The sequence below is a fragment of the Hymenobacter baengnokdamensis genome, assembly GCF_008728635.1.
Taxonomy (GTDB): Bacteria; Bacteroidota; Bacteroidia; order Cytophagales; family Hymenobacteraceae; genus Hymenobacter; species Hymenobacter baengnokdamensis.
In genome coordinates, this window is record NZ_CP044285.1 from 160,799 (window position 1) to 182,408 (window position 21,610).

A 21,610-nucleotide genomic window follows, 5' to 3' on the forward strand; every position below is an offset into this window, starting at 1 on the left:
TTTAATACCCCACCCGTGCAACAGGCTTGCCGGGCACAACCGCTAGGTTTGGCGCCGTTCTGGCTATTTGCAGAAGGCGTATGCGGCTGCAATCGTTACCATTCTTTTTTACACAAACGCCTGGCTGCCGCCCTAAAGCGGGGCAATAGTGAGCCGCTGCCCGGCCGAGTTGGCGCCAAATTCCGGCGCGTACATACACTGCACCTGGCTGAGGCCACCCGAAAAGTCGCCGGCCTGGCTGGCCCGCAGTCGATACTCAAAGACGTGAGTGCCGCGCGGCACCAGGCTCAGAAAAAAGTTGGTTGCCGCGTCGCGGGGGCTTTCATAATACCCCAGCCCATTCTGGTAGCGGTAGCCGCTGAGCTGCTTAATAGGCTCAAGGCCGGCGGCGCGCTGGTCTTTGAGGTGCACGTATTCGAGCTCGCGGTCGGTACGCAGCACCAGGCGCACCACCAGGGCATCGCCCACTTTAAGCGGCGTAGTAGCCGTGATTTTTTCGAGCTGCGGGCCGGCGGCCGTGCGGGTTTCGCGGTAGAGCTGGCGCTCGAGGCTGAGTGGTGTAGCGGCGGGCGTTACCTTATCAATATCCTCAAAATACTGCCAGTAGAGCGCGCCCCAGGCCACGCCCGCGTCGGGCTTGGTGACGGTTACTTTCCCCTGGGTGGGCTGCACCCCGGCGGCCGCCCAGCTGGTTTTGAAGTAGCCCGTACCGGCCTGGCTGGCTTCGGGCCGAATGATTTCGCCCCCTACGCTTATTTTCAACGGCTGCGGGGCCGCCAGCCAGTCGGAGCCGCGCAGCAGCAAAGCATAGCAGGCGTCGGCGGTGGCGCGGGTGCTGGGCCAATTGTGGGTCTGCTTTTGCGTGAGCAGCCACAGCTTGAGCGCATCGACCGCTTGCTGGTCGTTTTTGATTTCGTCAAATGCTTCAATAAGCGCAGCCTGGGTTTCGGTGGGCGACTCATGCCAGTACGTACTGGCAGCTACCTCCTTCCAGTACATACCCAGCGCAGGCGAGTGCAGGGCGTTTTCGGCGAGGGCCCGCATAATATCCTGGCTGGTATGGTTGGCCGCATCGTGCCGGTACAGCGCCAGTGCCAGCTGCCCTTGCAGTAGCGGGGCCTGCCGCGTCCAGTAGCGGGCCGCCTGCTGCCGATAAAAGGTATAAGCTGCTCCCGCACCCACCTGCAACGGCCCGGCCGGCCAGAAGCTGCGGGCATACAGCCCCTGTATTTCGAGCAGACTCAGCTCATCGCGCTCGGGCTTAAAGTCTTTAGCGCGGCGCAGCTCGGCGTATTCGGCGGCAGTGGCGCGGTCCTGGTAGGCCAGGGCATTTTGCAGTATGGTGCGCGCTATTTCGTTCTGGCTGGCATCGAACGCATTCAGCTTTTTTAATTTACCGAACCCGGCCACAATCAGCTGGGTGATGTAGCGGTCGGCGGGCATGTTATCAAACCACGGAAACGCGCCGTTGGGCAGCTGCATGGCCTGTAGCTTGGCCAGGGCGCGGGCGGTTTCGCCTTGCAGCCGGGCTTCGTCAAAGCGCGTGCTGAGGCGGGCCAGGCGCTCGGCTTCGCCCTGCGCATCGCGCACCCAGGGCGTTTCCTGCAAGAGCAGGCTTTTCAGCTCCTGGTTTTGGGCCAGCTTACTGGCCAGGGCATTTTGCTGGGCGGCAGTGCCGCTACGAGCCTGACGCGTCCACTCGGCCAGCACAGCCTTGAAGCGCGGGTTAGACTTCAGAATCTGAGCCGCCAGCAGGTTAGCATAGAGCCGGCTGAATACTTGCTCGGAACACTCGTACGGGTATTCCATGAGGTAGGGCAGGCTCTGCATGGCATACCAGGCGGGGTTGGCAGTCATTTCCAGGGTGAGCGAGTAGTTGCGCCGGGTAGGCGAGCTGGTGCTTGTCAGCTTCTTCAGTTCAAACTCGCGGGTGGCTGGCCCTACGATTGGCAGCGGCAGGCTTTCGGTGATGAGAATCTTATTGGGCAGTACCGGCAGGGTATTTTCCTCGCCATCGGAGAACCTCACCCCCAGCCTCTCTCCAAAAGAGAGGGGACCTTTATGCTTGGTTTTGCGGCTCTTTTTACCTGCTAACTGCTCACTGTTCACTGCTAACTGGCTTTCGGCCACTACCCGATAGGTCACGGCCACCGGCGCAAAGTCGGCGGGCAGCCTGACTTCCCAGCCCAGCGCGACGCTCTGGTGCGCGTCCGCCGCTACGGTCTGCTGGGCCGGGCTTTTCACTAACTGGCCGGTAATATCCTGGCCCGTAGCGGCATCGAGCAGAAAGAGCTGGGCCGTGCCGCTGGTGGCGTAGTCAGTGAGGTTCGAGAATTTGGCGGGGAACGTGAACGTGTCGCCCGGCCGCAGAAAACGCGGCGCGTTGGGCGTAAGCTGGATTTCTTTCTGGGTAACGAGCTGCCGGGCCAACTGGCCGGTATGCAGGCCTTTGTCGTGGGCCAGGGCCAGCAGCTGCCAGCGCGTCACGGCCTCGGGCATCTGAAATTCGAGCACCACCTCGCCGTTTTTATCGGTGCGCAGGGCCGGCTGCCAGAAGGCCGTTTCGCGAAAATCGCTGCGGGTGGGGATGGCAGTAAGGTCGGGGGAGGCAGGTTTTTGTTGAACGCCATAAGCTACCGTTACGACCTCGCTCAACGAATTACTACCTGCCATTTTAGACATCGGAGCCGCCGCTCCAGAACTAAGTCCCCGAATCACTATTCGGGGGCCACCGCTAGGCACCGCGCGTTGTATCTGCACTCCAGCTACTTTCCCCTGCAAAGCTCTCTCAACTTTGCTACTACTACCGTTCTTCTGCCTCAGTTCTTCTTGGTCAGGCACTTCATTTAAGTGTTGCTGCCAATTATTTAATTCAGGGTAATCGACTGCTTTCAGCTCCACACCATCATTTGCTGTAGCGAAAAAATCAGAACTCATTTGCCCAAAAACGCCCTGCCGGCCAAACCGCGCCGGGAAGTAATTACCCCCAAACTCCAGCCCCTGAAAGCTATGCGACCGAAATACATCCAGGCTCTGGTCATAGAGCGTAGCCAGCAGCTCGGCATCGGCGGCTTTGCCGTTGGCCTGGCGAATGGTAACGCGCCAGGTTTCGCGCTGGCCCGGCTGCAGCCGGTCGCGGAAGGTACTGATGGCCAGTTGTAGTGACTGAGGTTTTTCAGCTACCTGCACCACGGCATCGTGGCGATAGAGGTGGTTGTCGCGCACCTGCGTAGTATGGAAATAGAGCGGGCCACGCGCATCAGCGAAACCACTTCCGAGGGCCAGGCGGCGCTGCTCACCGGCTTTCAGGGTTAGCCACTCGTGGTGTAGCAGTTCGCCGCCGCGCTCTACTTCGAGAAGTATATGGGCATCGGCCTCGCTGCTCCCCAGTAAGATGCTGGCCGGTTGTCCGGGCAATACAGTGTCTTGCAGCGACACAAACCAATCGGGCGTGGCAAAGGGCACGGCAGCGGCCTGCGAGTTATAGAGCGTAAAATCAAGCAGCGCCCGCGCCGAATCAGCGTCAGCTGCCTGGGCTTCGAGGCGGTAGCGGCCGGTGGGCAGCGCCGTCAGCGCAGCTTTCAGGTCGAGCTCCGGGCTGTTTTTAGTGTCGAAAGCCAGGGTCTTAACCAGCTCCGACGCGGCCTCGTTGTCGGCTGTTTCGGGCACCGGGCCGGGCATGCCGGGTGGGTTGGGGCGGTAGCGGCGGGCCAGCAGGCGCAACGTGCCCGCCGCAGGCAGCGGCTCGCCGGTAGCATTGGTGCTCAACAGCGTGAAAGCCGGCAACCGCTGTTTATCGGCCGCGTCGGGGCCGGTAAGGCGCAGGCTGAGCGGATTGTGGCCGATGGGCACATTGCGCGTACCGGTGCGGGTTTCGCCAGCCGCGTCGGTTACGTCGGCCGTTATTTCAAATACGTAGCCCGGCTCCCAGTCCTGCCAGATACGACTGGGGTGACCCGCCGCTACAGGCACCAGCGGCGGCGTAAAGGTGATAGCGAAGCGGCCCTCACCATCGGTCGAAGTAGTGCCGTGGGCCACCTCCTGGTTACCGCCGCGTGGGCCGGGCTGAGACATACTTCGCCCGCCGAAGCCATACTCAAACAGCGGCCATAGCTCGCGGCGCGTTACTCGGTAGCTCACCTGTGCGCCGTCAGTGGCCTGCCCGGCGTAGGCGCGGGCACGGCCGGTCACGTTCAGCGGCTGGCCCAGCTGCGGCCGGCCGGGCACCGAGTCGAGCGCCACCAAAAAGGTCGGCCGCTTATAATCTTCCACGGCGAAGCGTAGCTCGCCGTCGTCAGCGCTCAGCGTAAATTCCCCGTTTAGCAAGCCGGCCGGCAGCACAAATGACCCGCTGAACGAGCCAAAATCGTTGGTAACGAAGCTTTGTTTTTGCAGCGTTTGGCCGTTCACATCTTCCAGCTCTACCTCCTGCGGCTCTTTAGCTAACAGCTGTGCTTTACCCGCCTGACTCTCAGTCAGAATCCCCTTGAAATACACTATTTGTCCTGGCCGGTAGATAGCACGGTCAGTAAATAGGAAGGTGTGGCGTTGCGGCGGCTTGGGCTCGTTTTCAGTACCAGAGAAGTAATAGGAATTTAGGGCGGTCAGCAGTGTATCACGGCCCAGCCAGGAGCGCACGCTGCTCAGCTGCTCACGGCCCAGCGCGTCAGTAGATTTATTCGGGGCCGGAATTTCTACCTCGCCCGTCGGGCCGGTGGGCAGCACGTCGCCCAGGCGACGGTCGTCGCGCTGCTTGGCGCGATTATACACGTTGAAGGTGGCCTGATTTTTAACGCCCGCCAGCGGAACTCCGCTGGCCCGGTCTACCAGCAGCAGCGCCGTAGCGCCGCTGGCTGGGTTTGTGCGGTGTACCAAACTGAGCTGACTGGCTCCCAGCAGGGCATAGGCCGTTACGGTACCAGCCGGTGCTGAAGTCGCAGCCTGGTCGGTTAGAAGCTGAGCCTTATTGCTAAGCAGGATGAGGTAATAGCCAGCCGGCAGCGCCGCACCGGCCGCCGCCAGATTCTGCTCTTTGTAGTCGAAGGAGTGCGCGGGCAGCGGCAAGGCCCAGGTGGCGGCCGGCGCGGCTTCTAAAGCATGGGCGAAGCGCTTGGCGAGCGGACGGTTCTGGGGGTCGTAATGGCCTTGCTGCCATTCTTTAGCGCTGATGCGATACGCCCAGGCGTGCAGCTCCGTCACGTTGCGTACCGTCACATCCAGCCGCCAGGGCTGGCCGGGCACCACCACATCGGCCGCCGAAAAGGCTAGCTCGGGCTGCTCGATAGCGGCGCGTAGCTGCCGGGCCCGCGCCGCGCCGCGCGACTTCGGAAACCGGGCTTCGGCCGTGTGCGTGAGGGCAAGAGCAGCTACCTCATCGCCGGCTTCATGGCGCGCCTGGGCACGCCGCGTCATAAACTCCGTACTGGCAGGCAGGGCTTTATACATTTCGGCCAAGCGCTGTAGAGCTGGCTCATACTGGTCGGCCAAGGGAGTGTTTTGGGTAAAGCGGTGCAGGTAATGGAGGCGCTGCAAGTCCACGTCGGCCAGCGCGGCCGGATTATTAGCAGCGAGGCGGGCGGCCGTGAGGGCCTGCAACAGCTGCAACGCGTGCAGCGGCCCATTGAGCGAGTCGGCCGCCGGGGCCGTCAGCCGCAGGGCCGCAAACTCCGGCGCGCTGCCAAGCAGCTGCGGGTCGGTGGGCTGCCACTGCTGCTCGGGTTTGGTGATGTACCATTCCTGATTTTGCAGCCCCGCAATGGCCCGCTGGGCCAGCAGGTCGTAGAGCGTGGGGCGCAGAGCGCGGCCCTCGGCATCGCCGCCCATGACCAAGTTGCCCAAGCTGGCCAGGGAGGTTTTTAGCTGGCGCTGGGGCTCGTCTTCTACCGACTGCTGGTAGTGCCGCACAATGGCTGAGCCGAGCCGGCCGGCATCCCAGGTGGCGAGGGTGGTACCGCCATCGGCCGCGCCGGGGGTGCTTTGGTCGGCGCTGGGCGCGGCCCCGGCCGTGCGCCCGTACAGCTGGTAGCGGTGCTGGTTGTAATAATCAGCATATAAGCCCGCCAGCAGCGAATGCAGGATGGGCCGGGCGGGAAAACTGGCCGTTTTTACATCACCTTCCAGCAGCGCAATAGCCTTCTCGTCGGCATCCTGCTCCCGGGCTTCGAGCAGCCGGACTTTATATAGCAAAGCCCTAATATAAGCAGCGGCATCGTCTTGCTTTTTGGCTTGCTGGTAGATTTTCTCTATCAGCGGCGCAGCCGTGGCCGTTTGCTCCTTGCTAAGCAGGGCATCAATTTTTTTCCACTGCGCGGCAAAGGGCGGGGGGAGCCCCGGCGCGGCCGAGTCGGCCAGAAGCACGGTCATCAGAAAGGCACAGCAAAGCAGGAAGATACGCATACGGGCAGGGCTTACGGCCGGGGTTAATGCCCTAAAGATGCCGGAACCATGCCAACTGCACACGCCGCAGCCTTCCTCCCCGACGCTAGCTGCGCCCGCGCCGCACCGGAAAAAACAGCAGCTGTACTATCAGCAGCGCCGTACTCGTAAACAGAATGCTGACGCCCACCCGGCCCAGGGCCAGCAGCGGATGCCGGAACGAGCCCAGCTCGAGAAAGAAATAAACCAGGTGGTGTAGGCTCACCAGCAGCAGCAGGTACACCATAAACCACTGCCAGCCCATCTGGTGCACATTCACCGTATCCTGGGCATCGTAGCCGTCGCGCGGGGTAAGCAGGCGCAGCACCCAGGGGCGCAGGTAAGCCAGCAGCACGGCCGCTGCCGCGTGCAGCCCGCCCGTGTCGTAGCTGATGTCCATGGCCAGGCCTATCGCAAACCCCAGCAGCAGCTGCAACGCAATGGGCGTGCGCAGGGGCAAAAACAGGATATAGCCCAGGTAAAGAAAACACCAGCCCAGCCCGAACAGCGACAGCTGCCCGATAATCAGGACCTGCACGCCCGCGTATAGCCCAAAGCGCAGCAGCTGCCGCAACACAACGCCTAGCATACTCATGGGCGCGGTATCTTCGGCTTAACGCCGGGCTTCACGGGGGCCGGCTCGGGGGCGGTAGCCGCGGCTTCGAGCGAGTCGCGCTCGGTGCGGGGGCGGTTGTGCACCACGTACACGTAGGTAAGGCGGCTGAAATCGACGCCCAGCCGCACCCGCACGGTCCAGAAATTCTTGTCCGGCTCCTTCACAAACGACTCCACGGTGCCGATAAACACGCCTTCGGGAAACACGGCATTGTAGCCCGACGTCACCACCGAATCGCCGCGCACCAGCCGGTTCTGGCGCGGAATGTAGTCGAGCAGCGCGTAAGTGAAGTCATCGCCGGGCCATTTCACACTGCCAAAGGTACCGTCGCGCTTTATTTTGGCGGCGATGGCCATTTTGGAGTGCAGCAGCGAAAACACGGTGGCGTAGTGCGCGCTCACCGCTTTTACCTGGCCCACCACGCCGCTGCTACTCATCACGCCCAGGCCGGGCTGCACCCCATCGGCCGCACCTACGTTCAGGGTCAGGTAGTTGTCTACGGCCCGCAACGAATTGTTGATAACCCGGGCCGCTACCAGCGGATACGCGGCATCGTGAGTCGGTACCCGGGCGGCACCCAGCAATAAAGTATCAGGATAGTTACTTATTCTTGTTTTCAAACCCTTAGCCTCCTTGCCTTTGCCTGCAAGTGTAGGCACGCTAGCCGTACCTGACGCGGGCCGCAGGTGCCGGTAGATAATATGGCCCAGGGTATCGCGCCGCACCGGCAGCGAGTCGGCCTCGCGGCGCGCAAAATCGGGCGGATAGAGCTGCTGGCGCAGCCGGGCATTATCGGTCAGCAGCTGGCGATTCAGCTCATCGAGCCGAAAATAATCGGCCACCTGCGTGCGGCGCGCCAGCACAGCGCCCGCGTACGCATTGGCCGAGTTGAAAAAAGCGGCCCGATGATACGAGCTATTGGTAACAAACAGAAAAAGGCTCATCACCTCCAGCAGCACAAAGAGCATCACCCCCTGGAAGCGCAGCAGAAACGCGACGAGATTACGCACGGTGTTGAGTTATGAGGTAAAAGCTATGAATTAGGAGGTAAAAGCAGGAGCCCGCAGGTGTCGCCTGGCCAGCTCATACCTTTTGCCTCATCACTCACCGCTTTCTGACTACGTCAGGAGTACGCCCCGGTAAGCCTGAATGTCCTTGATTGCCTTGCCAGTACCGCGCACCACGGCCCGTAGCGGGTCTTCGGCAATGTGAATAGGAAGCTTGGTTTTGGCAGCCAGGCGCTTGTCGAGCCCACGCAGCAGCGCGCCGCCGCCGGTGAGGTGAATACCGTTCTCGTAAATGTCGGCCGATAGCTCGGGCGGACTGATTTCCAGGGCCTTGAGTACGGCTTCTTCAATTTTGGCTACCGACTTGTCGAGGGCAATAGCAATTTCCGACGACGTTACCTTTATCACCTTCGGGATGCCCGTCATCAGGTCGCGGCCGCGCACCTCGTAGTCGGGCGGCGTCACGTCGAGCTCGGTCAGGGCCGCGCCCACCTCAATCTTGATGCGCTCGGCCGAGCGCTCGCCGATGAGCAGGTTATGCTGCCGGCGCATATAGTCCAATATATCCTGATTAAATACGTCACCGGCCGTTTTAATCGACTGGTCGCACACGATGCCCGAGAGGGCAATTACCGCAATCTCGGTGGTGCCGCCCCCGATGTCGATAATCATCGAGCCCACGGGCTGCTCTACGTCGATGCCGATGCCGATAGCCGCTGCCATCGGCTCCTGAATCATCCAGACCTCCTTGGCGCCGGCGTGCTCGGCTGAGTCGCGCACGGCGCGCTTTTCCACTTCCGTAATGCCGCTCGGGATGCAGATAACCATGCGGTGCGAAGGCTGAAACAGCCGGTTGCGGGTATCGATGAGCCGGATGAGGCCCTTTATCATCTCCTCAGCGGCGTGGAAGTCGGCAATAACCCCGTCCTTGAGCGGGCGGATAGTCTTAATATTATCGTGCGTTTTCTCGTGCATTTGCTGCGCCTTGCTGCCCACCGCAATCACCTTGTTGGTGGTGCGGTCTTTGGCAATAATGCTCGGCTCATCCACCACAATCTTATCATTGTGAATGATTAGCGTATTGGCAGTGCCCAGGTCGATGGCAATGTCGCTGGTCAGGAAATTGAAAAACCCCATTTAGATAGCTCAGCGCGGAATAAGAAACTGGTAGTAATAAGCAAAGGTAGTATAGAACGCCGTGGCAACGATTGCGCCGCCAGCAACCACTGCGGCCGGCGGGCCAGTGCCCGGCCGATTAAAATTTTTTTACTATATATTAAAAACAAATTAAATTTCCGTACCACTGCCAGGCAACAGTACCCTTTTGGCAGCACGGCGTTTTTGCCGTTACGCGGCAGTAGCCACGCGCCTTTCACTATAAAACTCTTGTTCATGCTGCACTATCTGGGCTATGTCGCGGCCATTTTTATTGGGCTGGCGTTGGGTATAATGGGGGGTGGCGGCTCTATCCTGACGGTGCCGGCACTGGTGTACCTGCTGGGGGTGAGCCCGGTGCAGAGCACGGCGTATTCGCTCTTCATTGTGGGCAGCACCTCACTGATAGGTGCGGCCGGCTATTTTCGCAAGGGGCTGGTGGCCTTGCCTACGGCACTGGTCTTTCTACTGCCCTCGCTCATAGTGGTATTTCTAACGCGCAGGGTGCTGATGCCGGCTATTCCGCACGAGCTGTTTACCGTGGGCAGCCTGGTTTTTACCAAAGACCTGCTGGTGCTACTGGCGTTTGCCGCGCTGATGGTAGCGGCGGCCACTTCCATGATACGCCACTCCGGGCCGGAAGCAGCCGCGCCCCTGACCCCAGCGCCCGATTATGCGTTGGTACTGGGTATCGGGGCTGTGGTGGGCCTGCTTACCGGCTTTGTGGGCGCGGGCGGCGGCTTTCTCATTATTCCGGCGCTGGTGCTGGGCGCACGACTGCCTATGAAAATGGCCGTGGGCACCTCCCTGGTCATCATCGCCACAAACTCGCTCATCGGTTTCAGCGGCGACCTGAGCGCGGGGCGGATTATCGACTGGGGCTTTCTGCTGGGTTTTCTGGCTTTTGCGCTCGGGGGCATTGTATTGGGCACCTACCTGGCCCCACGTATTCCGGGCGCCCGGCTCAAGCCTGCCTTCGGCTGGTTTACGCTGGCAATGGGCACGCTAATTCTGGCTAAAGAGATTTTATATCATCGTTAACCTACGCCTTTTAATATAGTAAGCCTTTTGGGGACATTAGCCGCCGGTTTGGCCGCGCTGCAAGGCAAGGTAGTATGTTTCAACTTTCGCTTACTTCAGCGGTTAGCTCAATCAGCTTGTTTGATGCGCTCAGCCGTGCTGTTGGTTTCTCGCCAGGCCCTATAGGCCCAAACTGTCTTTGGAATAAGGACATGGTTACAACTACCTGCTTCGGGGAGCCGGTTGGCTATGTACGTATGCACCTATTACGTGTGCACCGACTTGAAACTTACGCTAAGCAGTAACTTGCTCCCGCACGATGGCTTACGCACCCAACCCCGGCCCTCAGCTAGCCCGGCTAGCACGCGTGCTGCTGCTAGTGGCGGCGGGCGTGGGGCTGCTCGTAGCCTGGCTGCTGGGCGAGCTGGTGTGGCCGGCGCAGCAAGCAAGGCCGGCCCTGCTGCCAGAAGCCGCTGAAGGCCCTCCGTCTCCGGGCAGCTACCACCGGCCGGCTTTCGCGGCGCCCGACCCGGCCACTATTCCGGCCACTGCGGATGGGCAGACTATCCGCTACGGGCGCGAGTTGGTGGCTCAGACCGCTCGCTACCTGGGGCCCGCCGGCTCCGTGGGGCACTTTACCAACGGTATGAACTGCCAGAACTGCCACCTCGACGCCGGCACCCGGGGCTTTGCCAACAATTACCTGGCAGTAGCCACTACCTACCCCAAGCTGCGGGCCCGCTCGGGTACTGTCGAAGGCATCGATAAGCGCGTGACGGATTGCATAGAGCGTAGCCTCAACGGCCATGCCCTGCCGGCCGGCAGCCGCGAGCAGCGGGCTTTGGTGGCATATATCACCTGGCTGGGCCAGGGCATTGCCAAAGGCCACAAGGTGTACGGCACCGGTCTCATGCCCCTGCCCTACCTCAAGCGGGCAGCAAACCCGGTAATTGGCCGGGCAGTGTTTGCCAACAAATGCCAGTCGTGCCACGGCCCTGCCGGCCAGGGCCAGCCGCTGCCCGATGGGCACGGCTACCAGTATCCGCCGCTGTGGGGGCCGGCCAGCTACTCCGATGCGGCCGGCCTTTACCGCCTCAGCAGCCTGGCCCGGTATGTGAAGGCGGCTATGCCCTACGGAGCTACGTTTGACCGCCCCCGGCTAACCGATGCCCAGGCCTGGGACGTGGCCGCCTTTATCAACTCGCAGCCTCGCCCCCACCGGCCCACTCCGCACGACTGGCCCGACCTGCGCCAGAAGCCCATCGACCAGCCGTTTGGCCCGTATACCGATGGCTTTTCGGCGCTTCAGCATAAATATGGGCCTTTTCAGCCTATTGCCAAGGCACACCATCTTCCTGCTTCCTAGCTCTTTCCTGCATGACTCTTTTTGCCCGTTTCCTACTAGCCGGCCTGCTGGTGAGCGTAGCCACTCACGCCCAAACCGCCCCGGCGGCGCCCGCCTCGCCCCTGACGCCCCCCAATGCAGCAGTGGCGGCCAAGGCTGCCCAGTTTACGGGCGCGCCTGCTTCCCGGGCCCACTACCGGGCAGTGTATCAGCTCGATAGCGATGACCCCAAGCTCATCAGCAAAACGCTGCACAACATGCTGAACGCCCTCAACGACCCGCGCCTGAAGGGCAAGCTGGAGCTAGAATTGGTGGTGTTCAGCGGCGGCACAGTGGCCTTTAAAAAAGACCAGCCCTACGAGGCCGACGTGCTGGCGCTGCAACAGGCCGGCGTCATTCTGGCGCAGTGCCAGAACTCGATGAACGCCTATAAGCTCACCAAGGCCGATATGCTGCCCTACATCTCGGTAGTGCCCACTGGCAACGGCGAGCTGATTATCCGCCAGGCCGAAGGCTGGGCGCTGGTACACCCTTAAATTAATTAAAAATGTGGAAATGTGAAAATGTGAAAATTTAGAAAGTAGGAATCTTCTAATTAACAGTTTTTAATTTTCACATTTCCACATCTTCACATTTTTAATTAACTCAATGCTTGAAGTGGCGCACGCCCGTCAGTACCATCGCCAGGCCGAGGCGGTCGCAGGCGTCGATGCTGTCCTGGTCTTTGATGGAGCCGCCGGGCTGCACCACGGCGCGCACGCCGGCGGCCGCCGCGATTTCAACGCAGTCGGGGAAGGGGAAGAACGCATCGGACGCCATCACGGCCCCGTGCAGGTCGAAGCCAAAGCTGCCGGCCTTTTCGATGGCCTGGCGCAGGGCATCGACCCGCGAGGTCTGGCCCACGCCCGAGGCCAGCAGCTGACCGGGGCGGGCCAGCACAATCGTATTGCTCTTGGTGTGCTTGCAGATTTTGAGCGCAAACTCCAGCGCCGCCGTTTCGTCGGCCGTCGGGGCCGACCTGGTGACGGTGCGGAAATCGGCCGCCGTTTCGGTTTGCAGGTCGGCGTCCTGCTCAATGATACCGTTGAGCAGGGTCTTGACGAGCTTGGTCGGAAACTCGACTGGCTTCTGGCGCAGCAGGATGCGGTTTTTCTTGCTTTGCAGCACCGGCAGCGCCTCGGCCGCGAAGCCGGGCGCAATAAGCACCTCGAAAAACAGCTTGTTCAGCTCCTGCGCAGTGACTGAGTCAACCTCTTGATTAACAATGATGACGCCACCGAAGGCCGAAACCGGGTCGCAGGCCAGGGCGTTAATATAGGCTTTTGCTAATATATTGGCTTGCGCCACGCCGCAGGCATTGGTGTGCTTGAGAATAGCCACGGCGGGCGGCCCGCCCGCAAACTCGCGCATAAGCTGCACGGCGGCATCTACATCCACGAGGTTATTGTAGCTCAGCTGCTTGCCGTGCAGCTGGTCAAACAGCGCCGTGAGGTCGCCGTAGAAAGTGCCCGCCTGATGTGGGTTTTCGCCGTAGCGCAGCGGCGTGGCTGGCCGGCCCTGAGCCGCCCCATCGGCGGCCAGAGGTGTGTTCTGGCTTACGTACTTAAAAATCTCGGTATCGTAGTGGCTGGTAGCCTGGAAAGCGGCGGCGGCGTAGTGGCGGCGGTCGTCGAGGCTGGGGCTGCCGCTGGTTTTTTCGAGCAGCTGGGTTACGGCCTCATACTGCTCGCGTGAGCTGATTACGAGCACGTCGCGGTAGTTTTTGGCAGCCGCCCGCAGCAGGGCAATGCCACCGATGTCGATTTTCTCAATCACGTCCTGCTCCGCCGCGCCGCTGGCCACGGTTTCCTCAAACGGGTAGAGGTCGACCACTACCAAATCGATGGGTGGAATACCGTGCTGCTCGGCCTGGGCGAGGTCGCCGGCTTCGTGGCGGCGGTGCAGAATACCCCCAAACACCTTAGGGTGCAGGGTCTTGACGCGGCCGCCGAATACTTCGGGAAAGCCGGTGAGGTCTTCTACGGCGATTACCTCAGCACCTTGTTCTTCGAGAAATTTCTGGGTACCGCCCGTGGAGTAGAGCGTAACGCCCAGGCGGCGCAAAGTAGCTACCAGCGGGGCCAGCCGGTCTTTGTGGTACACGGAAAGCAGGGCGGCGCGAATGGGGCGAGCGTCAGACATCGAACGGGAAAGTTTAGGGGGTAGAATGCTGTGCGGAGTGCAAAAGCTGCCTCGCCCTTACCCGGCCAACCGTGGTAAGGGCTTGGCGTCCCAAAGGTAGGCGCATCGGCCGGCCCTGGTAGCTTCTGCCAAAAAACAACCGGGACGGCTGCTTCATATTTCCGTGCAACTCACACCCCCTGTTTGGGGTTATACAAGCTCAAGCGTAGGCTCCTCCTTCTGCCAGATTATTTTTGCCTGCTTATTAAATGACTGACTTCACCACGGCCGATTTACTCATCTCTTCTCCAGTGGCTGAAGACGCTACGCCTGCGCTGCCAACCCCCGCGCGGGCCGTGCTGGCCGCTGCGCAGCTGGCCCCGCGCCTGCTGGCCCAGGCGGCGCTTACCGACGAAACCGGGGGCTTCCCGACCCAGGAAATGCACTGGCTGCACGAAGCCGGCCTGCTGACGGCCGTGCTGCCAACCAGCCTGGGTGGGGTGGGCCTGGGAGAAACTGCCGCTACGCTGCCGCTGCTGCAAGCGCTTTATCACATTGGGCGCGGCAACCTGGCAGTAGGACGGCTGTGGGAAGGCCACGTGAATGCGCTGCTGCTGCTGCGGCGCTTTGGCAGCCCGGCGCAGGTGGCGCGGGCCGCTGCCGACGCCCGCGCCGGCCATCTGTTTGGAGTTTGGAATACGGAAAACCCGGCCGAAGGCGTGCACCTGGAGGCCGTGCTCAATACCGCGGGCCGCTACCGCCTGCGCGGGGCAAAAACGTTCGCCTCGGGTGCCGGGCACATCAGCCGGCCGGTGCTGACCGGGGCGTTGCCCAAGCAGGAAGGCTGGCAGCTGGTACTGCTGCACGCCGACCAGCAGCCGCCGGTGCTGGACCGCAGCTTCTGGCGGCCGCTGGGCATGCGGGCTACGGCCAGCTTCCGGGCCGACCTGACGGGTCTGGAGGTCGGGCCCGAAGACTTGGTGGGCCAACCTAATGACTATTACCTCGCGCCGTGGTTTGGGGGAGGCGCAGCGCGGTTTGCGGCTGTGCAGCTGGGCGGGGCCGCGGCCGTGCTCGACGAAACCCGCCGCTTCCTGCGCCGCCTCGGCCGCACCGACGACCCCTACCAGCGCCAGCGCCTGGGCGAGCTGCTGGCCTTGCACGAAACCGGCCAGCTCTGGCTGCGGGGCGCAGCCGAGCACGCCGCACTACCCGCTACTGCCCCGCTGGAGGCGTGGCCAGCGGCGCGCCAGGCTGCTACAGCGGCCTATAGCAACGGCTTCCGCAGTGTCACAGAAGATATTTGCCTGCAAACCCTGCGCCTGGCCGAGCGCTGCGTAGGTGCCCGCGGACTGCTTCAGCCCGAACCCTTTGAGCGCCTGCACCGCGACCTGACGCACTACCTGCGCCAGCCAGCCCCCGACGCGGCCCTGGCCGAAAGCGGCCGCTTCGCGCTGGCTTCGGACAAGCCGGCCTACCAGCTCTGGCAAGGGTAACGGTGCCCGCACTTAGTGCGTAAAGTCGGCTTATGTCCGATACGATTTTTGCTACTTACCCACTGCGGCCCGCCAGCTACGCGGCCACGCTGGGTAGCACCGTTATTGTCATTCCGCACCCCGACGACGAGGCCCTGGGCTGCGGCGGACTGCTGGCTTTGCTGGGGCAGACGGGCCAGCCCACAGCGGCCGTGCTGGTGAGCGATGGCTCCATGTCGCACCCGCACTCGCATGATTTTTCGGCGGTGGCCCGCCGCGAGCTGCGCTACGCCGAGCTGCGCCACGCGCTGGCCGTGCTGGGGCTCGATGAAAACAACGTTCTTTACCTCGGCCTGCCCGATAGCCAGGTGCCCAGCCACGGGCCGGCATTTGAGCAGGCGGCCCAGGAGCTGGCCGGCTTTCTGGCCCGGCAGCAGGCTCAAACGGTGCTGGTGCCCTGGCGGCGCGACCCTCACCCCGACCATCGCGCCAGCAGCCTGCTAGCCACCGCCGCGCTAAGCCAGCTGCCAGTGCCCCCACGCCGCCTCGAATACCTGGTGTGGGCCTGGGAGCGCGCCGCGCCCGCCGACCTGCCCCAACCCGGCGAGGGCCAGGGCTTTCGACTCAACATCAGCGGGGTGCTGGGCCAGAAGCAGCGGGCCATTGCGGCCCATCGCTCGCAGCTGGCCCCCGGTATTATTACGGATGACCCAAGCGGCTTTTTATTGAGTGATAGTATGCTGGCCCATTTTGCCCAGCCCAGCGAAGCATTCATCGAAAGCACTACTTCCTTATGAATACGAATCAGCCAAACACGCTTGACCCCAACTATTTTGACGATGTGTACCGGGCCAATGACGACCCCTGGACCTTCGCCAGCAGCCCCTACGAGCGCGCCAAATACACCGATACGCTGGCAGCCCTCAACCGCCCGCGCTACGAGCGGGCTTTCGAGATTGGCTGCTCTATCGGCGTGCTCACCGCGCAGCTGGCCGAGCGCTGCGGCGAGCTGCTAAGCGTTGACGTAAGCGAGGCCGCGCTGGCTCAGGCCCGGCAGCGCTGCGCCCAGTTGCCGCAGGTGACCTTACAGCGCATGCAGGTACCCGCCGAGTTTCCGCAGGGGCAGTTCGACCTGATTTTACTTTCCGAAGTTGGCTACTACTGGTCGCCCGCCGACCTGGCCCGTGCTTCGGAGCAGATGCTAGCCGCCCTGCGCCCCGGCGCGCAGCTACTACTGGTGCACTGGACGCCGCCCGTGCCGGATTATCCGCAGACCGGCGATGAGGTGCACGATTTTTTTATGGCTCAAACTGGCCCACAAGGCTCACTTAAGCACCTGCATGGCCACCGTGCGGCTAAATACCGGCTCGATTTATTTGAGCGGCAATAAGTGATTAGCGCAAATCTCAGGCCCTGGAGCAGCTTGGCCGGGGCGGGCTGCCGGCTTTTTCGCCGGCTGTCCGCTCTTCGCCAGCACCAGCGGCGCCAAGTCTTATTCCGCCGCTTGGCGCAAAGGCCGGGCAGACTGCCGCGAAGCCGGGGCAAAGCACCCACTCACTCCTTCGCGCAGGTAAGTCCGCAGGTCGCACAGCGCGCCGTTGAGCGGCACCGGCAGGATTGCCCCCCGCGTGGCTTCTATCCATTGCCAGAGCTGGCCGAAGGCAGCCGCTCCCCGCGCCTGCTTAAGTAAGTCGGGTACGGGTATTTCGAGGGCACGGGCCATGCGGGCCAGCTCGGGGCCAACTGCCACGGCTCCTTGCTGCCACCAGGCACGGAGGCTGCGGCGGGTTCGCCACACGCGCACCAACTCGTGCGGGCAGGGCACCAGCGGCTCGCGCTGCTGCTCCGTGAGCGTTTCCCATTCGCGCAACTGCCACGATAGGCCCACTTCTACGCGCCCGCAGCGGCGGGCCGAAGTATATACCTGCACACTTGGACTATGCCGCACGGGCAGGTCGTGCTGCAACAAGAGCTGCCAGAGCGACTCATCTTCCAAGAAAGGCACGGCGGGCAGGCCGCCCACCTGCCGATACGCCCGCACCGTAAGGGCCAGGCTTGCCCCAAAGTGCTGGTGATGGCTGGGCCAGGGGTCAACGGCGCAGGGGTCTACCAGGTCTTCGAGCTGGCGCAGCAGCACCCGGTACGCCGCATCGCGCAATTGAATGCGCCGAACGGGACAAGGTGCTACGGCGGCCGGCGTCTGGGTCAGAATGCGTCCTCCCACGGCTTCGGCACCCTCTTCTATCTCGCGCAGGGTAGCGGCCAGCCAGGTAGAGGCAACCAGCGTGTCGGCATCAGTGCTGAGCAGCACGCCCGTTGGCCCGATAGTATCCTCCAGGCGCTGAGCAGCCTCGTCGAGCAGCAGCCGGCGGGCCCGACCCACATGGGCGTGCGGGCGCGGCAGCTGCACCTCGGCTACGTGCACGACCAGGCTGGGATGCCGGCGGGCGGCTTGCCGCACAGCCGCAGCCGTCCGGTCGCTACAATTGTTGGCCAGCACAATAACTTCCAGCATGCCAGCCGGCAGCGTCTGCCCGGCCAGGGTAGTCTGGGCGGCCAGCGCAGCCAGCGTGGCCGGCAGCGTGGTCGCCTCGTCCTTGGCCGGAATGATAACGCAGGCCTGCAAAGCAGCGGCCGGCGGCGGCAATTGCCGGTGCAAAGCACGCTCGGCCAGGCGCAGCAGCTGCTCTTCGGTAGGCGGCTGGGAAAGTAGGGCCGGTGGGGCGGTAGCCGTGGCTTCGCGGGTGGCGTGGAAGCGAGCCGGCTGGGCTAATTGGTCCATATGGTAGCCTTTGTACGCCCGTGCTTCACGAAGGATAGGCGTTTACCGCGTAATTTTTGCAGCCTTAAGAATGCCTCACCATAAATTCACTCTATATTCTAAGCTAACTTCTTCATAAATAATAGCTTAATTTCACACTAAGCCAGTTAACTCAATTGGTTAGCCGCCTAAAAAAGCCGCGCTACCCTTGCGGATGCGCGGCTTTTCGGCGTGGTGAATGCTCGTTTAAAATGCCTCACCGATAGCAAAATAAAAGCCCGGCGCGCTACCCCAGGCGTAATCGAAGCGCAGGTTTACCCGGTCGCGGCGAATAAAATTGAAGCGGGCGCCCAGGCCGCCAGCCGGCTTTATGCCATCAACCGTAAAGTCAGTTATATTATACCCTACCTGGCCCACCGAACCGAAGGCGGCCCCGTCGATGCGCCAGAACAGGTGCTGCCGCAGCTCGGCCTGGAAAGTCATCATCTGCCGGTCGCGGAAGCGCTGCTCGTAAATGCCCCGGTCGAGGTTGGCGTTATTATAGAGCGTTCCGCCCAGGTTGGCGCCCAGGCCGGCTAGCTCCCGGAAGGGCACATCGCCGGAGTGAAACTGCCCCAGAAATTGCAGCGCCAGAATGGTTTTACTAGAGAAAATGGGCTGAAAGTGCCGCGCATCAATCTGATAGCGCACAAAGTTATAGTCTGACCCGATGCCCTTGCCGTTGAACATAATGCTCATATCGAGCAGGTTGCCTTTAAATGCAGCCAGCGCCACGTCGCGGTTATCAAACGTGATAACCGGCCCTACCCCTGAGATACTGGTATTCTCGCGCTGGCGCTGGTCGAGGCGGCCATTATCGCTGCTCAGAAAGTAGTTGGGCGAGTGGCCATCGGTGGCGTACTGCTCGGGCGTATTGTCGGTAGTGCGCGTGAAGCGGTACATCAGGCCGGCAAACAGCTTGGGCGCAATGCTCTTTTGCACGCGCTGATTGATAATGAGCAGGTTATTGGACAAGCCCGACTCATTTTCCTTCTTCGTATCGTTGCCGATGCCGTAGTAGTAGAGCAGGTTTTTATAATAGCTGATTTCGCCGTTCAGGTAGTACTGCTCGCCGGGCGAGTAGATAGTATGCACAAACTGAAACAGCGACTGGTGCTTCTGGGTAAACCAGGCCTGGGCGCGGGCGTTGGAGGCGCGGGTGAGGGTATCCTGACCAAACCGGCCACTCAGCAGACCGCCCAGGCCGTAGCCGGCCCCGGTTTCCTGCTGATAAAATATCACCGGCACCGGCAGAATGGTGATTTTTTTGGGAGGCTTGGAAGTCTCAGTCTGGCCAGCCGGCAGGCCCTGCCCCTGGCTTACGAGGGCAGTGCCCACCAACCCGGCCAGCAGCAGCGGAAAAAAGCGCATATAAAACGGTAAAATGAAAACGTATTGAAGACCTCAACGGAAAAGCGGCCTCAGCGGTTGACTCACCCCGGCATTATACGCAAACTACCGCTGCATACTCAGGCACTTAGCCAGCCAGCTGCGCTCTTTTGCTGGCGGCACGGCGCAGCGCGGCTTCCGCACCCCTGGCTACACCAGCAGCATACTCAGCACCCCAGCCAGCATGATGCCCTTGCACCAGGCGCTGAGCTGCCGAAAGTGACGGCGGCGATCGGCACGTAGCAGCAGGCGAGCCAGCCAGGCCAGCGGCATCAGCACCAGCCCCAGCAGCCACGCGGCCAGGGCCCAGCGGTCCCACACCAGCAGCTGACTGGCCGCGGCCAGCACCAGCAGCGCCAGACAGCCCAGAAACACTCCCGCCACCCACTTGCTGCGGGCCAGCCCCCACACCAGGGGCAGCGTATGGCAGCCGTGCTGGGCATCGCCGCGCATGTCTTCCATGTCTTTCACTATCTCGCGTACCACCGTCAGCAGGAAGGCAGCCAGGGCGTAGAGCCACACGGCTTCGCGGCCCGTAAGCAGCTGAAGCTCGGGCAGGAGCACCAGCGCGGCCGTAAGCACCCCAATGCTGAGGTTGCCCACCAGCGGCAGGCGCTTGAACCGGGCCGAGTAGCCCCAGAGCAGGGCCACGGCCGCCAGCGTTACCAGCCCCAAGGGCCACGAGAGTGCTGCTGCCAACACCACCCCCACCCCACTCAGCAGCATATGCGCCAGCATGGCGTGGCGCCGCCGCAACAGCCGGCCCACCACCAGCCGGTCGGGCCGGTTGATGGCGTCAATCTTGACATCGTAATAATCATTGATGATATAGCCCGCGGCGGCTACCAGCAGCGAGGTTAGCACCAGCAGCCCAAAGCCGGGGGCCAGGAGCACGGTCCGCAGGGATTGTCCCGGCAACAGCATTACCCGCACCAGCACCAGGCTCAACAGCATAATGGCCAAGTTGGGCCAGCGTACCAGCCCCGGCAATGCCCTGGCCAGCCGCCCGGCCTGGCCGGGGCCACCCAGGGGCAGCTCATCGGCTCCGCCAGCGGTGGGCGCGGGGTCGGCAGCTGAAGCAGGTAGCAGGGAGGCTGGCATAGAGGCAGGACAAGCGCCCGAAGGTACGGAACCCCTGGCCGGCACCAGTCCCAAAACAGAAAGTCCCCGCCGGCGACCGGCAGGGACTTTCTGCTTACCGGCCCGGCCGGCAGACGGGCGACAAAACTCAGACGCGCCGCACGTTAACGGCGTTCACGCCCTTACGGCCCTCCTGCGTTTCAAACTCCACGCGGTCGTTTTGCTGAATCTGGCCGCCGTTGAGCCCCGTTACGTGCACAAAGAAATCCTCCTTCGTTACATCGTCGGTGATAAAGCCGAAGCCTTTGGCCTCGTTAAAGAATTTTACAGTGCCCGTTTTCATGGTGATTGGCAAAAAAACAAAAGAGGCGGCCACTCGCGTGGTCATTAAACTGGTGCCTTACTGCCAGTGGCCCCTGCATACGAGGCCAGCGGCCGGCAGGTTGAGGCAGGCTACTGGTGGTCGCGCCACTCGTATACCCACTTGGCCTGAATCTGCTCCAGGTGGCCTTCGTTGGCCTGCTCGCGGGTGCCCTCAAAATTGGGCAGGCTTAGCACCCAGTCCAGCAGCTCGGTAAACCGGATGCGGTAGATTTTGGCTTCCGTAAAGTCGTCGCCAAACTTCTCGTAGAGCGCAATGGCAACGTCTTCGTGGTCGGCCCAATGAATGGGCGGCTCGTAGTGGTTCATCTTGTATGAGTTAAAATGTATCAATCAAAAATTAAAAAGCGTTTGCAGCCGGCCGGCTGCTCATGCAGCCCCGGTTTTCAGCGCGTGGTTTTTAATTTTCAACTATCGGCTAGTGCCCCAGGAAGTGCTGGGGCGGTACGGTTACCACCAGCTCGAGGCTTGCGTTTGGCACTACGCACTGGCAGGCCAGGCGGGAATTGAGGCGCGGGTTGATGGCGCGGTCGATGAAGTCTTCTTCCTTGTCCGAAATATCGGGCAGCGCATCGCCCCCTTTGTCGATATACACGTGGCAGGTGCTGCACCCGCACACGCCCCCGCAGTTGTGCTGCAGCTGAATGCCGTTATTGAGCGCCACATCGAGCACCGACTCGCCGCTAATCGCAATGTGCGTTTGGGCGGTCTGGCCGTCCTGGAACTGAAAAATAATGGTGGAGGGTGTCAAAGTAGAATGGCCCAGTG

At 61.9% G+C, this 21,610-nt stretch carries 17 protein-coding genes; 6 read left to right on the forward strand and 11 right to left on the reverse strand.

Annotation, left to right across the window (positions count from 1 at the left end):
* Window positions 1-132 precede the first annotated feature (132 nt).
* The 4 genes from F6X24_RS00650 to F6X24_RS00665 all read right to left on the reverse strand — a co-directional run bounded on the left by F6X24_RS00650 (window position 133) and on the right by F6X24_RS00665 (window position 9,174).
* The gene (locus tag F6X24_RS00650; RefSeq protein ID WP_151085793.1) at window positions 133-6,396 is read right to left on the reverse strand and encodes an alpha-2-macroglobulin family protein; all 6,264 of its coding nucleotides are present in this window, start codon (window positions 6,394-6,396) and stop codon (window positions 133-135) included.
* An 85-nt stretch (window positions 6,397-6,481) separates the two neighbouring features.
* Window positions 6,482-7,009 (reverse strand): hypothetical protein, encoded by a 528-nt coding sequence (locus tag F6X24_RS00655; RefSeq protein WP_229725264.1) that lies wholly within the window; start codon window positions 7,007-7,009, stop codon window positions 6,482-6,484.
* Entirely contained in the window at window positions 7,006-8,040 is a 1,035-nt protein-coding gene (gene mreC, locus F6X24_RS00660) for a rod shape-determining protein MreC (RefSeq protein ID WP_151085794.1), read from the reverse strand. Before mreC ends, F6X24_RS00655 begins: the two co-directional genes overlap by 4 nt.
* Window positions 8,041-8,148: 108 nt before the next feature.
* Window positions 8,149-9,174: a rod shape-determining protein gene (locus F6X24_RS00665; RefSeq protein WP_151085795.1), complete on the reverse strand. Its 1,026-nt coding sequence runs from the start codon at window positions 9,172-9,174 to the stop codon at window positions 8,149-8,151.
* A gap of 255 nt (window positions 9,175-9,429) precedes the next feature.
* Here F6X24_RS00665 and F6X24_RS00670 point away from each other — a divergent pair, with 255 nt between their 5' ends.
* The 3 genes from F6X24_RS00670 to F6X24_RS00680 all read left to right on the forward strand — a co-directional run bounded on the left by F6X24_RS00670 (window position 9,430) and on the right by F6X24_RS00680 (window position 12,093).
* Window positions 9,430-10,233 (forward strand): sulfite exporter TauE/SafE family protein, encoded by an 804-nt coding sequence (locus F6X24_RS00670; protein ID WP_191906394.1) that lies wholly within the window; start codon window positions 9,430-9,432, stop codon window positions 10,231-10,233.
* A gap of 298 nt (window positions 10,234-10,531) precedes the next feature.
* A complete protein-coding gene (locus F6X24_RS00675) occupies window positions 10,532-11,578 on the forward strand; it encodes a c-type cytochrome (RefSeq protein ID WP_151085796.1) in 1,047 nt (348 codons plus the stop codon).
* A gap of 11 nt (window positions 11,579-11,589) precedes the next feature.
* On the forward strand, window positions 11,590-12,093 hold the full coding sequence (locus F6X24_RS00680; protein WP_151085797.1) for a DsrE family protein: 504 nt from the start codon (window positions 11,590-11,592) through the stop codon (window positions 12,091-12,093).
* Window positions 12,094-12,202: 109 nt separating this feature from the next.
* On the opposite strand, the gene purH is transcribed toward F6X24_RS00680, so the two are convergent.
* Window positions 12,203-13,738, reverse strand: a complete 1,536-nt coding sequence (gene purH / locus F6X24_RS00685; RefSeq protein WP_151085798.1) for a bifunctional phosphoribosylaminoimidazolecarboxamide formyltransferase/IMP cyclohydrolase — start codon at window positions 13,736-13,738, stop codon at window positions 12,203-12,205.
* A 248-nt stretch (window positions 13,739-13,986) separates the two neighbouring features.
* Between purH and F6X24_RS00690 the strand changes: the two genes are divergently transcribed.
* Genes F6X24_RS00690 through F6X24_RS00700 form a run of 3 tightly spaced genes read left to right on the forward strand, consistent with a single transcriptional unit; the run spans window position 13,987 to window position 16,582 of the window.
* A complete protein-coding gene (locus tag F6X24_RS00690) occupies window positions 13,987-15,213 on the forward strand; it encodes an acyl-CoA dehydrogenase family protein (protein ID WP_151085799.1) in 1,227 nt (408 codons plus the stop codon).
* Between the two features lie 32 nt (window positions 15,214-15,245).
* Window positions 15,246-15,989 carry a PIG-L deacetylase family protein gene (locus F6X24_RS00695; RefSeq protein WP_151085800.1) on the forward strand — a complete coding sequence of 248 codons (744 nt, stop codon included), beginning with the start codon at window positions 15,246-15,248 and terminating at the stop codon, window positions 15,987-15,989.
* Window positions 15,986-16,582, forward strand: a complete 597-nt coding sequence (locus F6X24_RS00700; RefSeq protein WP_151085801.1) for a class I SAM-dependent DNA methyltransferase — start codon at window positions 15,986-15,988, stop codon at window positions 16,580-16,582. The genes F6X24_RS00695 and F6X24_RS00700 overlap by 4 nt, the downstream gene beginning before the upstream one ends.
* Window positions 16,583-16,684: 102 nt before the next feature.
* Here F6X24_RS00700 and F6X24_RS18815 read toward each other — a convergent pair whose 3' ends face one another.
* From F6X24_RS18815 to F6X24_RS00730, 6 genes are all read right to left on the reverse strand, one after another.
* A complete protein-coding gene (locus F6X24_RS18815; protein WP_191906395.1) occupies window positions 16,685-17,974 on the reverse strand; it encodes a glycosyltransferase in 1,290 nt (429 codons plus the stop codon).
* Between the two features lie 225 nt (window positions 17,975-18,199).
* Window positions 18,200-19,363 (reverse strand): BamA/TamA family outer membrane protein, encoded by a 1,164-nt coding sequence (locus F6X24_RS00710; RefSeq protein WP_151085802.1) that lies wholly within the window; start codon window positions 19,361-19,363, stop codon window positions 18,200-18,202.
* 168 nt (window positions 19,364-19,531) lie between these two features.
* Entirely contained in the window at window positions 19,532-20,482 is a 951-nt protein-coding gene (locus F6X24_RS00715) for a geranylgeranylglycerol-phosphate geranylgeranyltransferase (protein ID WP_151085803.1), read from the reverse strand.
* Window positions 20,483-20,609: 127 nt separating this feature from the next.
* Window positions 20,610-20,804: a cold-shock protein gene (locus F6X24_RS00720; protein ID WP_151085804.1), complete on the reverse strand. Its 195-nt coding sequence runs from the start codon at window positions 20,802-20,804 to the stop codon at window positions 20,610-20,612.
* A gap of 110 nt (window positions 20,805-20,914) precedes the next feature.
* On the reverse strand, window positions 20,915-21,151 hold the full coding sequence (iscX, locus tag F6X24_RS00725) for a Fe-S cluster assembly protein IscX (protein WP_151085805.1): 237 nt from the start codon (window positions 21,149-21,151) through the stop codon (window positions 20,915-20,917).
* A gap of 109 nt (window positions 21,152-21,260) precedes the next feature.
* Window positions 21,261-21,593: a 2Fe-2S iron-sulfur cluster-binding protein gene (locus F6X24_RS00730; RefSeq protein ID WP_151085806.1), complete on the reverse strand. Its 333-nt coding sequence runs from the start codon at window positions 21,591-21,593 to the stop codon at window positions 21,261-21,263.
* Between the last annotated feature and the right edge of the window lie 17 nt (window positions 21,594-21,610).

What these genes read in the sequence shown, in the direction of transcription:
- F6X24_RS00650 (WP_151085793.1), bottom strand. Translation starts at nt 6,396, where the DNA reads ATGCGTATCTTCCTGCTTTGCTGTGCCTTTCTGATGACCGTGCTTCTG.
- F6X24_RS00655 (WP_229725264.1), bottom strand. Translation starts at nt 7,009, where the DNA reads ATGAGTATGCTAGGCGTTGTGTTGCGGCAGCTGCTGCGCTTTGGGCTA.
- F6X24_RS00665 (WP_151085795.1), bottom strand. Translation starts at nt 9,174, where the DNA reads ATGGGGTTTTTCAATTTCCTGACCAGCGACATTGCCATCGACCTGGGC.
- F6X24_RS00670 (WP_191906394.1), top strand. Translation starts at nt 9,430, where the DNA reads ATGCTGCACTATCTGGGCTATGTCGCGGCCATTTTTATTGGGCTGGCG.
- F6X24_RS00675 (WP_151085796.1), top strand. Translation starts at nt 10,532, where the DNA reads ATGGCTTACGCACCCAACCCCGGCCCTCAGCTAGCCCGGCTAGCACGC.
- F6X24_RS00680 (WP_151085797.1), top strand. Translation starts at nt 11,590, where the DNA reads ATGACTCTTTTTGCCCGTTTCCTACTAGCCGGCCTGCTGGTGAGCGTA.
- purH (WP_151085798.1), bottom strand. Translation starts at nt 13,738, where the DNA reads ATGTCTGACGCTCGCCCCATTCGCGCCGCCCTGCTTTCCGTGTACCAC.
- F6X24_RS00690 (WP_151085799.1), top strand. Translation starts at nt 13,987, where the DNA reads ATGACTGACTTCACCACGGCCGATTTACTCATCTCTTCTCCAGTGGCT.
- F6X24_RS00695 (WP_151085800.1), top strand. Translation starts at nt 15,246, where the DNA reads ATGTCCGATACGATTTTTGCTACTTACCCACTGCGGCCCGCCAGCTAC.
- F6X24_RS00700 (WP_151085801.1), top strand. Translation starts at nt 15,986, where the DNA reads ATGAATACGAATCAGCCAAACACGCTTGACCCCAACTATTTTGACGAT.
- F6X24_RS18815 (WP_191906395.1), bottom strand. Translation starts at nt 17,974, where the DNA reads ATGGACCAATTAGCCCAGCCGGCTCGCTTCCACGCCACCCGCGAAGCC.
- F6X24_RS00710 (WP_151085802.1), bottom strand. Translation starts at nt 19,363, where the DNA reads ATGCGCTTTTTTCCGCTGCTGCTGGCCGGGTTGGTGGGCACTGCCCTC.
- F6X24_RS00715 (WP_151085803.1), bottom strand. Translation starts at nt 20,482, where the DNA reads ATGCCAGCCTCCCTGCTACCTGCTTCAGCTGCCGACCCCGCGCCCACC.
- F6X24_RS00720 (WP_151085804.1), bottom strand. Translation starts at nt 20,804, where the DNA reads ATGAAAACGGGCACTGTAAAATTCTTTAACGAGGCCAAAGGCTTCGGC.
- iscX (WP_151085805.1), bottom strand. Translation starts at nt 21,151, where the DNA reads ATGAACCACTACGAGCCGCCCATTCATTGGGCCGACCACGAAGACGTT.